Raw genomic sequence first — 12,104 nt, forward strand, 5'->3', positions numbered from 1 at the left:
CGCGCATCGACGAACTCTTCCCGGCTACGCGCGTGGCCTGAAAACAGCGCTTACCTGGTATGGGGCGGTCGTGGTTTTGTTTACTCTGGCCTGGACTGCTTTCGCTTTGATCGTCGAATTGGTGAAGCAGATGACAGCTGACTAAAAATTCTATCCAAGGCGAAGCATCGACAATGATCTTAACCCGAATTTAAGGATATTACTTCATTTTTGATTGATGGCTCGTAAACCGCATCGTCTTGTTATCGCTGGGCTCTGGAGCAACACATCCGGCGCCAGTTCAACCGAATACGCGATGTTAATCGCCATCATTGCAGCGGCGCTGCTCAGTGCCGGTTCGTTGTGGAGGGAAGGGATCGACACTACGTTCGAAGCAGCTGCCACCGGTCTTCTAAGTGGGTCGGCCCTCAGTCATAGCGGCAATGGTTCGGCTAGTGGTGTCATCACGCAAGCGGGCGCCGCACAGGCAGGATCGAACCCCATCGGTGGTGATACCACAACAGGCAATGGCACCTTACCCGGCTTAGAAGACCCGTCTCCCCCGATTAGTTCGGGCGATTCGGCTGCCGAAAATGATGCAGGTCGGCTCATTCGATCTAAGCGATAGCACTCCGTCGCCGACCTAATCAGATCTGCTCCACTTGCGGGTTCATAGTCCGCCACTTACCGCATACCCCGCACTTTATCGGCGGTTCGTTGGGCTTGCGGGGCCGGATGACGATCCCGCAGGGGCCCAACTGATGCTGGAGCATAGACTTCGTTTCCGATGCCTTCGCCCCCGGACGGCGGTTCCGCATCTTCGCCATGGTCGATGACTACAGCCGGGGGTGCGTGTCAATGGACCGCCAACTACTTCAAATCATGCGGCTATGAGCCGGATTGAACGAAGACCGCTCTAGCCTGTTTCCCGGTACATTCGGGGCGATTTCACTCGCGCTTCGCGGATTGCAGGCACAGTCAGCCCTTGCTTTCCAGGCGTTCGTAGAAGATCAGCCTGTTAAAGTTGTAAGCCAGATTGCAGAGGGTCAGCTTTTGTTCGGCACTGGCCAAGCCGATGGTGCGGATTAAAAGCCTCGCGGTCGCCTTCGACACTGGCTCGTGCATGGGTTTGCGCTGATGGATGCGGGACGTGAGCATCCGATCCGACAACTACTTCTCGTTGCGTTTGCAGCCTAGGCACTGTCGGCCCAGACCTCGGAGCTGGTATTGTCCGTGCTGACGACCTGCCGGAGCAGCCGCTCGTCCGCTGCTGCAGCCGAGGTCAACGCCATCTCCCGGATGAAGCCGAAGCGCCGGTCAATGCTGATGTGGGATTTGTAGCCGAACACCGGCAGAGCAATCACGGGCAGCGGCGTTCCATCCGCGCGATACCGGACTTTCCCGCCGATCTTGAGCGTTCGGCGCGCATCGATGTCCTTCTGCGCGGCCTTGTTCGGCTCGTCGGGCCAGATAGCCTTTGCGCTCGTGCCCAACTTGATCGCTTCGCGTTCGCTCTCGGTGTTGCGGTGCTTGGGGCTGGTACAAGGGATGCATCTACAATCTGCCCCGACATCGGAATGTAGCCCTTCTTCTGATGTTGCAGGTCGAAGGCCTTCATCACCCGCTTGAGTGTTCCGGTCTGAGACAGGCGGAACCCGAAGATGCCGAATCGTGTTCTCGTCCAGCGTTCGATCTTCGAGCGACAGCCCCAGGAAACGCAGCCAACTCAGCGATCGCGGATTATGAACTCCATCCGAGCGTCTGACAGATTATGCTGCGCCTGCTGGATCAGCGCCTTGTACATCATCACCAGATCGAAAGGAGGCCGCCCACCCTTGGTGCCATCGCCGTAGCCGAGACCATCAACCTGCCACGCCCGGAAATATTCGAAATCTCCGTCTGCTGCAAAACCTTGAGCGGATCGCCCTCCTTGCTCAGGGAATCAAGGTGGTCGCTCAAACTGAACAGGGACTTGGGATCCATAGCTGGCCTCCGTGATCGCGTACCAGCAATAAATCATCATAACCGTTCAAACGCTAACGGCATTTGTGGGCCGCCAGCCGCAAGTCGGCAGCATCTTGACAAATCACATGATAGACGTAAGTGCCCCCACGCCAAAATAGCTGCTGGAATATCCCAACCTAGAAGGCTCCATTTTATCGGATCGTTCGTCAATTGTCCTGACAAATGCCTATTTTAAAGGGGACTTGATGAGAACCCAGCGGCTATATTTAGGATAGCTAAGTTTCTTCAGATCGCGGTATAACCTGATCGAGACGGAGCGGCTGGCCGGGATGTCGGTGGAGCTTTAATCCGCGCCGAACAGATCGCGGGTAAAGACCTTGTCCTCGACGTCGGCAATCTCGTCCGTCATCCGGTTGGCGACGATGATGTCGCATTCGCGCTTCAGCTCGTCCAGATCGCGGATCACCTTCGATCCGAAGAAGCTGTCTTCTTCCATCGCGGGTTCATAGACCACGACCTCGACCCCCTTGGCGTTGATCCGCTTCATGATGCCCTGGATCGACGACTGGCGGAAATTGTCCGATCCCGCCTTCATCACAAGGCGATAGACGCCGACCTTGCGGGGTTTGCGGGCAATGATCAGATCGGCCAGGAAATCCTTGCGCGTGCGGTTCGCATCCACGATCGCGCGGATCAGGTTCTGCGGTACCTCGGAATAATTGGCGAGTAGCTGCTTGGTATCCTTGGGCAGGCAGTACCCGCCATAGCCGAAGCTGGGATTGTTGTAGTGCCCGCCGATCCGCGGGTCGAGGCACACGCCGTCGATGATCTGGCGCGTATCCATCCCGCCCGCGATGGCATAGCTGTCCAGCTCGTTGAAAAAGGCGACGCGCATGGCGAGGAAGGTGTTCGCGAACAGCTTGATCGCCTCGGCCTCGTCCGGGTCGGTGAACAGGATCTCTACGTCTTTCCTGACCGCGCCTTCCAGCAGCAGATCGGCGAAGATGCGCGCCCGTTCCGATTGCTCCCCCACGATGATGCGCGAGGGGTGGAGATTGTCCCACAGCGCGCGCCCTTCGCGCAGGAATTCCGGGCTGAAGATCACCTGATCGGTGCCCAGCCGCGCACGAATGTCCTTTACGAAGCCGACGGGAATGGTCGACTTGATGACGATGGTCGCTTCGGGCGCATGCTCGGTGGCGGTCCTGACCACGTCCTCGACGGTGGAGGTGTCGAACTTGTTAGTGTCGACATCGTAATTGGTCGGCGTCGCGACCAGCACGTAATCGGCGCCTGCCAGCGCCTCTTTCGCGTCCAGCGTCGCCGTCAGCGTCAGCGGGCGATTGGCGAGGAACTCCTCCAGCTCGGCGTCGATGATCGGCGATTTGCGGTCGTTCAGCATCGCGACCCGCTCGGCCGAGATGTCCACCGCCATCACCTCGTTATGCTGCGCCAGCAACACCGCGTTCGACAGGCCGACATAGCCAAGGCCAAAGATTGCTATTTTCATTCGCAACACCCTTAGAAATAAAGAAAACGTATGTTAAAGCGGGGGCAATTCTCGACATCGTAAATTGCGCTCAAGAGAGCTCTCGACATCGTAAATTGCGCTCTAAAGAGCCGACACAGCCGGATCAATTAAAGTTTCTATCTATGTTGTTGAATCGAGCTCAAACGGCTTCATCAGTTTTAGAAAAGGCTTTCTCGATTAAGGTCGCTCGAAAAAGAGAGCGTCCCGCATGATAACAATTGCTATTTTTCGACAAAGGTCTTGGTATTGTTTTCCTAGTTAGTCCGATATCTGAGCGCAGCGATCCAATTACTCTTAATTACCTAAACGCCCTCGAATCTATCAAGCCCAAATGAAGGTCTAATTAAATAAGATAAGCGATAATTAGGGCGAAAAATGTTTCCGATCTCTTATGCATCGGTTCGGTCGGGCGGTTAACCTGCTAGCTGCTAATAGGATCAAATCTTCTAACCCGGAAAATTCACGGTGGGTTGGCGGATGTAGCGTAAATATCTGATTTTGCGCATGATTAGGTTGCTTACACCGGTCAATGCTAATTCCGGAGAGCGACACCAGCCGTGGACGAACCTACGGTACCATTAGCTGGTCTGTCACCTATTTCTGGCAAGCGCTTGGACGCCCGATTTGATGGTGGCCAACTTTCATCTGACGACGGGGTTGTGCTGTTGCGAGAGATCGAACAGCGCCTTCGTGTTGCGGATCGTCTTGCTGCCTGCATCAAGGATCCCCGCGCCGGATCTGATCACACAAAGCCTTGCCCATACTATCCGCTTTCGCCTGATGATGATCGCGTCAGGGTACGAGGATGGCAACGATGCCTCCAGCCTACGCATCGATCCATGTTCAAGTTGGCGCTCGATCTTGTCCCTTCAGACCGCGCACTGTGCTCGCGACCGATCATTTCGCGTCTGGAAAACCTGCCCGATACCCGGGCCCTCTTTGCGCATGGGCCGTGCTATGGCGATCTGTAGTGCGACAGCTTTCGTACGGCTCCCAAGCGCGTCATCTGTGGACGCCCCTGAAGAAGCAAACGGTAAGTTCGGGTATCGGCGGTAGTCGGATGCTGCCATCTGTCCGGCCTGTTGATGCGGTCTAGCCGCTGGCCCGTATGGGAGTTCGCGGACCGGAACCACATCACCCACGGCGTGCTCGTGGCACATTGGAAAGCCCTGGTTCTTCCGGTCCCGTCTCGCCGACTGTGGTGCCATACCCTCCTTCGATCTTTTGCCTCTACCGACGACCTATGGTCCGCTTGCGGCTATGCCGCAGCTGCGACCGGAGCTTTGTATTCTTCGTTCTTCGTGAGCACGGCCCACACGATCCGCGCTGTCTTGTTCGCCAGGGCGAACGTTACCAGCATGCGCGGCTTCCTTGCCATCATCTGCTCCTGCCACGATCCTGCCGGTGCGCCGCGCTTGCTGGCATGAAGCACGACCGCGCTGCTACCGATGATCAGCAATCGTCGAAGCGTGCGCTCGCCCATCTTTGAGATCGAACCGAGCTTCTCCTTGCCCCCACTCGAGTGCTGCCTTGGGGTAAGCCCTAGCCAAATTGCGAAGTCGCGGCCCTTGGCAAAGCTCTCGGGCGGCGGCGCGAGAGCGAGGATCGCGGTTGCGGTGATCGGGCCGATGCCGGGGATGGTCATAAGCTGGCGAGCCGGTGCGTCCTCGCGGGCACGTCTTGCGATCTCTTTATCGAGCAGTGCGATCTGCTTCTTCAATTGCTCGAGCTGTTCGGTCATGACGAGAAACATCGTCCGTGCCGCTTCGGGAAGCGAGGCGCCGAGCTCTTACCTTTCGTCAAGCTAACCGGCCAGCACCGATATATGCGAAGGTCCCTTGGGTGCTACCCATCCGAACTCCGTCAGATGCCCGCGGCCTGCTGCGTTTCGGTCTTGATCGCTGCATAGCGAATGCTGGGTCGCTGCGCTGCCTCGCAGATCGCTTCCGCATCCGCAGCATCGTTCTTGGAGCGCTTCTCGAACGGCTTTACATAGGCAGGCGGGATCAGCCGCACGTCATGGCCGAGCGAAGCCAGCTCCCGCGCCCAGTGATGCGCGCCCCCGCATGCCTCCAGCGCATTAAGGCAGCGTGGTTGATCGGCGAAGAACGCAAGCAGTCTGGCCCGGGTAAGCCGCCTGCTGAATATCATCCGCCCGCTCGCATCAGCCCCGTGCGCATGAAAAACAGTCTTCCCGATATCCAAACCAATCGTGTTAACTTCCGACATGGACGCCTCTTTATTGGTGGTGATCAACACCTCCACCATGGCACATCGATGCCGCCGGGGGGCGTCCACCCCATCACTTCGGGATTCGACCACCCGAAGTGTGCGCCTCAACCGAGATCCGAGGGAAGCCGCCGCAATTACGCGATGACGCATTGCGCGGCGCACCAGATGCAGACACAGATGAGTTTGACGGGGGCGAGGTAATGTTTAGGGCACTCGTCGTAGCGAGTGGCGATGCCTCCGAGGTGTTTGAGACGGTTTAAGAAGCGTTCTACAAGATTGCGCTGCCGGTAGAGCCAGCCTGAGAAGGCGAAGCGCTGCTTGCGGTTGGACCGTGCTAGGATGTTGGCCTAAGCGTTTCTGGCGGCGGCAGCTTCACGGATGGCGTTGCTGTCGTATCCCTTATCTCGTGCATGGTTCCCAGAAGGGCCTCTGCTTCCTGGCTGTCGTGGACCTATGCACCGATCAGCCGGTTCGCGAGGGGAGTCGCCCCGGCCACCAATTGTTGATAAAGTGTCATACCGCGGCGCACTAAACGGCCGGAAAATCGGTCAGCAAGCGATTGTCGCCAGTCGAGAGAAAGCGCCACGCTGAGCACGAAGAAGAATGTGGCGGGTCCCCAACATTGAAAAGTCCCATAAGCAGATGCGTGGCCCGCGAGGTTTGCGCCGCTAATAAGCTAACGGCCGCGACCTTCCGAAGCGAGCACAACAAAACAAGCGCCTACCGCGCTCACGCTGGCTAAACCCGCGACCGTTTTCAAGCAATTCCCGCTCTTCCCGCGGTCCGCAATTCTGCAACGACCGTTGTTGGCGCTCAATTTTCCCTTGGGTTTGAAGATGCAACGGCTTTACGAAAATGAACATTGTTTCTGCTGCCCAGTTGATAGGCCAGCTCACGAGGGATGTATCTTGGCCCAATGTCCGACAGCAGGCAAAGCTTATGCCGCATGGGCGGGACGGTTGCAGCTTAACACATTCAGCGCGAGGTCGAACGTAATGAAAACAATCATCTGAACTGTGTGATAATTCGATCAAAGCCCGAACCCACAAGCGCAGAGTTAAGCATGGTATCATAATCGATATCATTGCCAGCACTATTTCTCGCAATTGATTCGCAGGACCATGAGAACGGGCTGCCGCAAGCACATTGTCAGAGAGAATGTTGCAATGCAGTATAGCAGAGCTGGATCCCTCTACCGTCGGTTGGTTGTGAGCTCTGGTCTACGCCCAATTCACAGGCGGTATCGGAGTCATTCTACCGCACCGAATAGTGTCGCCTGCGCCCTTAACTGATCGCTCGGTGGAAAGCGACGCGTCGCTCAGGTTTGCAAACGGTTTATTGATTTGAAGTCCAACAATCTCTCAATGCCAGGATCTCTGCGATGAAATCCATGACAGTCGACGAAGTCCAGAGCCGGGCCAAGAGAGCGCCTATGATGCTGCTGATCCGCCGTTTTGCGACGGCTCTGATCGGCCTGGCGTCGACCATCCTGGTCGCGCGCTTCCTTTCGCCGCGTGACTTTGGCCTAGCCGCAATGTCGATGGTAGTTGTCTCACTTGGCGATGCGCTGCGTAATTTTGGGTTGACCAACGCGATCCTCCGTAAGGGAGAGATCAACGAGGACGAGGTGACCTTCTGTTTCTGGTTCAACGTGGTCTCGACGCTGTTGATGTCGGCAATCTTCATCGCTGGCGCGCCGCTGATCGCCGGCTATTTCAATGAACCTGAAGTTGGTGTCATCATGTATGGTACAGTGATCGGCTTTGCTATCGGCGGCCTAGCCATGCAGCACAATGCAATCATGAAACGGAACTTGGAATTCAGGCAGGTCGCCTTTTGCGATACCGCTGCGGTCGCCGTCGGATTTGTGGTCACACTTGCACTGGCGATCATACGCCGCGACTACTGGGCGATCGTGGTCGGTTTGGTGGCGCAGTCGATAACGCGCGCAGCCATCAACATTTATCTAACCCGCTGGATACCTGGTCGGCCAAAGCGCATTGAGGGCATGCGCGAACTGCTGCACTTCGGCTTCAATACCTCACTCTATTCGACACTGAATCAAGCTTCGCGACAGTCGACGACGATTATAATCGGCTACTTCTTCAATTCGACTCTCCTGGGCTATTTCAATCGGTCATATGCCTTATTTAAGTTGCCGCTCAGCAATCTGCTCGAGCCGATCGGAGAAGCGAACATGCCGATCCTCGCGCGGCTTCGACTCTATCCCGATCATTATCGCACCACGTATCTTTCGCTGGTTGAAATGCTTTCGATGCTGCTGGTCCCAGCTTCGGGATTTATCATCTGTGCCGGGCCATCTTTGGCGCTAACCCTGCTGGGCCCGCAGTGGGAGCTTAGCGGCGAGGCGTTATCTTATCTTGCGCCAGCCTTGGCGATCTATGGGGGGATCTATCCGATCAGCAATCTCCTCATCACACAAAATCGGTCCCGCGAATTGCGCCTGATTGCCTTGCTCGACTTCATGTTAAGGGCAGGGGGTGCGATGATCGGTGCGCAGTTCGGCTTCCTTTCGGCGGTCGCAGGCTTTTCAATTGGCTCTGTGCTTACGTTGCCAGCCCGTTTCCTCATTGCCGGAAGGTCAGGCACAATCATGGCTGGGGACCAGCTTCGCGCGATGCTTCCGTCCCTCCCGCCGGGGATCGGGGCTCTTATCGGCGGGGGTGCGGGGCGATATGCTGCTGAATGTGCCGGACTTATTCCGATCCTTGAGTTGATCTGCGTCGGTTTTGGGTCTGGAATTGGCGCTCTGATCGCGCTCGGCCTCAGCCGCGATGCGCGGCGGGTCGCGGTGAACCTCATCAATGTCGGACGCGGCCGCTATCACGTAGGCGTCTCGGCAAAGGACCCAGAGCGTGGCGTAAATGTGGCCGAACCCCGCACGGTAACTGGGTGCTGATGTAATGGAGGCACAAGGATGATATTCGAAGTTGTTGGCATCTGGTATAAGAACAAGGGTGCTGTTCTCATGCTCGAGGCGATCCGCGAGCAGGTTCGTGCCCGCTTTCCTGATGCCCGTTTCGCAGTAACCGAAATGAAGCCCGAGGGCCGCGACGACCTCGACGTCATCGGTACGCTGGAACCGATGCGCAAGCTGCAACGGCTGCAGCTAATGCTGCCGGGCTGGGTTCTGCGCATCGACAACCTGATTAAGCGGCGCGACGTGACGGTCTCGCTTGACGCCTCGGGATTCGCCTATGGCGACTTCTGGGGGCCGCGGAACATCCGCAACCTCAGCCGCCGGTCACGCGAATCGCGGGAGTACGGCCACGTCACCATAATGCTGCCCCAAGCGGTCGGACCGTTCGAGGATGCGGAAATCGCAAACGGTTTTGCGGCGGCCGTGAATAACTTCGATGTTGTCTTCCTGCGCGATGAACAATCGATGAGGCTTGCCGGCGAGGCCGGGGTGGATATGAGCAGGATCACCCAGTCGCCCGACTTCACGAATTTGCTTTTTACCGCTCTCGATCCCGAACATGCGTCGTTGAGCGGCGTGGCTTGGCTGATCCCGAATGAGAAGGTGCTCGCGTCGGGAGACAAAGGCCGGGCCGAAGCTTATCTGCATTTTATGAGCGAGGCGGCCAAAACCGCGATCGCCGCAGGGGTTGACCTGCGCATCCTGCTCCACGAAGGGCGGAGCGACCGCGGCATTGCTAACCGGATCAATGCTAGGCTTGTGAATCCGCTCCCCATTGTAGAAATCGATTCCACGCTACAGACCAAGGCCGTCATTGCCGAGGCTGCGTTCATTATCTCCTCCCGATTCCATTCGCTGGTTAGCGCGCTGTCTAACGAAGTGCCGGTCATTGCATGCGGTTGGTCGCACAAATATGAGGAGCTGCTTCGGGATTACGGCATGGAGCGCTGGAACCTCGACCTGTCGAACGATCAGGACTGGGCTGCGCTGGTCGTTGATTTCATCGCGCAGGTGCGTTCCGGCGAATTGTCGCGCCGGATCGCGCCGCATGCCAAGGCGGAAAAGGCTAGAGCTGAAGTAATGTGGGACAAGATCTTCGCCGTCATTCTGAAAAAGGCCGTTTGAGTTTCAAACAAGGCCAGGTATCGATGACCATCTACGGGAATAATTGATGAAGGTTTTAATCACCGGCGCGGCCGGCTTCATAGGAGCTGCGCTGGCAAAGGCCATACTCGCACGTGGCGATAGCGTGATCGGCATCGACAATTTCGACGATTACTATGCGCCGTCGCTTAAGCGCGACCGAACCGCGGAATGGATCGCTGCAGGGGGCGAACGGGCCCAAATGCTGGAGTTGGACTTTGCCGACAATGCGGCTCTGACGCTGGCGCTCGACGGCACGCGTGTCGATGCCATAGTCCATCTCGGCGCGCAGGCGGGCGTTCGCTACTCGCTTGAAAATCCGCACGCCTATGTCAAGTCCAACCTGGTGGGGCATGTCAATATGCTGGAACTGGCAAGAGCGCGCCGCTGCTCCCACATGGTCTATGCGAGTTCGTCGTCGGTCTACGGCTCGCGCGAGACGGTTCCCTTTTCCGTCGATGATAGGGTCGATCATCCGGTCTCGCTCTACGCTGCCACCAAGAAGGCGGATGAACTCATGAGCGAGAGCTATGCACATCTCTATCGCCTGCCATTGACAGGTTTGCGGTTCTTCACGGTCTATGGCCCGTGGGGGCGCCCTGACATGATGATGTGGATATTCACCAGCAAGATCTTGGCCGGCGATCCGATCCCCGTGTTCAACAACGGGCGGATGATGCGCGACTTCACCTATATCGACGATATCGTCGCAGGCGTCGTTGCCGCGCTCGACCACCCGCCGCATGACGACGCTGCCACAAAACCCGGCGGCAGCGTGGGCCCCCACGCCATCTATAATATCGGCAATAATAAGCCCGAATTGTTGATGGATGTGATCGAGCAGCTTGAAGCGGCTTGCGGCCAAAAGGCCGTTCTGGACATGAGGCCGATGCAGGCGGGCGATGTGCCGCGCACCTTCGCTGATATCGACGCGATCGCCAATGGGTTGGGATATCGGCCCGCGACCGGGATCAAAACCGGGATCCCCGCCTTCGTGAACTGGTATCGCGACTATACCGGATAGCCACGAAAACGGGCAGGCGACCAGTTGCCTACCTTCGCGCCTGCGGCAGTATGCGCGTGCAGAATGGCGGTGCGATTGATTCGCCCTTAGAGGTGAAGGGGTGGCGAATCGGTTGTTCAGGCCATAATTGGGTATGGCCGTGCAAACGATGGCGCCATAGCTGTAATACGCTCATTTCGCCTCTACAAAGACAATAAGGAGTCTCGCTTTCACATCGTCGGTTCAGCGATCCATTCCACCGAAAGTCAACGCACAAGCTGTTTGAGTAATTGGATTATTTTGCGCACTGCATCAAGTTCGACGGAAGAACTGTAGGTACGGTGCGGCCATTGCTGCGGCGCGGCGTGGAAAATGGTGATATAGCTCTTGTTTATTGGGTCGCAAGGATGGAGCGGTCATCGCGCTCGCGTTGATCTACTGGCGTGAGCAGGGTCGGCGAATTGTCCCCTTGCGCCATCGCTCGAACGCAGGCGGCTGCAACTTTATCTGGTTATTTTTTTGCGGATCTCGCGTTCCTGCTTGGCTCGTTCCTGTTTGCCGGATCGTTGCGGCTGGGCACCCCCTTGGCGACGAACGCACATCGGCAGGCCATGCTGTTCGTCCCGCTGTTCGCTGTGTTGGCGCTCTACAACCGCAGCTGTTCGGTCCGTACGCTGACCGATCGGGGCTATTTCGCGGGTCTTCTATTGGCTTCTGACTTCGGCGGCATTCATCTTGTTCTTTACCTTCTAAGCCAAGGTATCGGACCAGTTTTCGCGGTTCATCTTGACGTCGGGAACATTGCTGTCGTTCGTGCTGATGACCCAGTTCCGTTTGTGGATCTTCCACTAAATTGGCAGGCGCTGGGCGTGGCTTCACAGAACATACTGGTGATCGAGAATGACGGGCCGGCCGTCGATATCGCCCATGCCTATCGCGTCATTGCCCGCAGCGGGTTCCTTCAGCTGGATGGGACCGATTCGGGCGCGCTTGACCTGTTCGGCAGATGTATCGCGAATATGGAAAGTCATCGCCAGCCCGCACTTCTCACACTACCGCGTTGTTTATGGCGGATTGATAATGTGAGAGCGTGACGGGAGACGTTGGCGTTGTTGGCGGGCTGGAGAGCCGCCGGGATGCCGGCTTTATCCTTTTTGGAGGCGAGCGGGGCCGCTATCGCGGGAGTGGCGGCAATGCTTCTGGCAGAACGGCGGACTGTGCACTGTCTGTTTCGTCAGCGCCGCGGCGCGTGGAGTAATACCAACCTGCACTGATCAGAACCTACGGGCCCATTTGCGGCGGCCGATGGT

At 57.2% G+C, this 12,104-nt stretch carries 9 protein-coding genes and 4 pseudogenes; 6 read left to right on the plus strand and 7 right to left on the minus strand.

Translation table 11 applies throughout. The features are described from left to right. Window positions 1-693 precede the first annotated feature (693 nt). Window positions 694-840 (plus strand): annotated as a pseudogene (locus tag AC4FIJ_RS15815) (IS3-like element ISMamg1 family transposase); the annotation flags it as partial. A gap of 117 nt (window positions 841-957) precedes the next feature. On the opposite strand, the gene AC4FIJ_RS15820 reads toward AC4FIJ_RS15815, so the two are convergent. The 5 genes from AC4FIJ_RS15820 to AC4FIJ_RS15840 form a co-directional block, all read right to left on the minus strand. Further along, a complete protein-coding gene (locus tag AC4FIJ_RS15820; RefSeq protein ID WP_490337606.1) occupies window positions 958-1,149 on the minus strand; it encodes a hypothetical protein in 192 nt (63 codons plus the stop codon). Between the two features lie 23 nt (window positions 1,150-1,172). Then, the gene (locus tag AC4FIJ_RS15825; RefSeq protein WP_490337607.1) at window positions 1,173-1,472 is read right to left on the minus strand and encodes a hypothetical protein; all 300 of its coding nucleotides are present in this window, start codon (window positions 1,470-1,472) and stop codon (window positions 1,173-1,175) included. Window positions 1,473-1,705: 233 nt separating this feature from the next. Next, complete coding sequence (locus tag AC4FIJ_RS15830) at window positions 1,706-1,786, minus strand: hypothetical protein (protein WP_490337614.1); 81 nt, start codon at window positions 1,784-1,786, stop codon at window positions 1,706-1,708. Further along, window positions 1,786-1,962: a hypothetical protein gene (locus AC4FIJ_RS15835; protein ID WP_490337608.1), complete on the minus strand. Its 177-nt coding sequence runs from the start codon at window positions 1,960-1,962 to the stop codon at window positions 1,786-1,788. The genes AC4FIJ_RS15830 and AC4FIJ_RS15835 overlap by 1 nt, the downstream gene beginning before the upstream one ends. A 325-nt stretch (window positions 1,963-2,287) precedes the next feature. After that, window positions 2,288-3,454, minus strand: a complete 1,167-nt coding sequence (locus tag AC4FIJ_RS15840) for a nucleotide sugar dehydrogenase (RefSeq protein ID WP_490337609.1) — start codon at window positions 3,452-3,454, stop codon at window positions 2,288-2,290. A 578-nt stretch (window positions 3,455-4,032) separates the two neighbouring features. Here AC4FIJ_RS15840 and AC4FIJ_RS15845 point away from each other — a divergent pair. Next, window positions 4,033-4,443, plus strand: a pseudogene (locus AC4FIJ_RS15845) (transposase); the annotation flags it as partial. Between the two features lie 290 nt (window positions 4,444-4,733). On the opposite strand, the pseudogene AC4FIJ_RS15850 reads toward AC4FIJ_RS15845, so the two are convergent. Both AC4FIJ_RS15850 and AC4FIJ_RS15855 read right to left on the minus strand, forming a co-directional pair. Continuing rightward, window positions 4,734-5,704 (minus strand): annotated as a pseudogene (locus AC4FIJ_RS15850) (IS110 family RNA-guided transposase). 137 nt (window positions 5,705-5,841) lie between these two features. Further along, window positions 5,842-6,158, minus strand: a pseudogene (locus tag AC4FIJ_RS15855) (transposase family protein); the annotation flags it as partial. A 981-nt stretch (window positions 6,159-7,139) separates the two neighbouring features. Here AC4FIJ_RS15855 and AC4FIJ_RS15860 point away from each other — a divergent pair. From AC4FIJ_RS15860 to AC4FIJ_RS15875, 4 genes are all read left to right on the plus strand, one after another. Then, on the plus strand, window positions 7,140-8,627 hold the full coding sequence (locus AC4FIJ_RS15860) for a lipopolysaccharide biosynthesis protein (RefSeq protein ID WP_490337610.1): 1,488 nt from the start codon (window positions 7,140-7,142) through the stop codon (window positions 8,625-8,627). An 18-nt stretch (window positions 8,628-8,645) separates the two neighbouring features. Continuing rightward, on the plus strand, window positions 8,646-9,773 hold the full coding sequence (locus AC4FIJ_RS15865) for a polysaccharide pyruvyl transferase family protein (protein ID WP_490337611.1): 1,128 nt from the start codon (window positions 8,646-8,648) through the stop codon (window positions 9,771-9,773). A 46-nt stretch (window positions 9,774-9,819) separates the two neighbouring features. Then, complete coding sequence (locus AC4FIJ_RS15870; protein WP_490337612.1) at window positions 9,820-10,815, plus strand: NAD-dependent epimerase/dehydratase family protein; 996 nt, start codon at window positions 9,820-9,822, stop codon at window positions 10,813-10,815. 422 nt (window positions 10,816-11,237) lie between these two features. Continuing rightward, a complete protein-coding gene (locus AC4FIJ_RS15875; protein WP_490337613.1) occupies window positions 11,238-11,888 on the plus strand; it encodes a hypothetical protein in 651 nt (216 codons plus the stop codon). Window positions 11,889-12,104: the final 216 nt, after the last annotated feature.

This window comes from Croceicoccus sp., assembly GCF_983967925.1.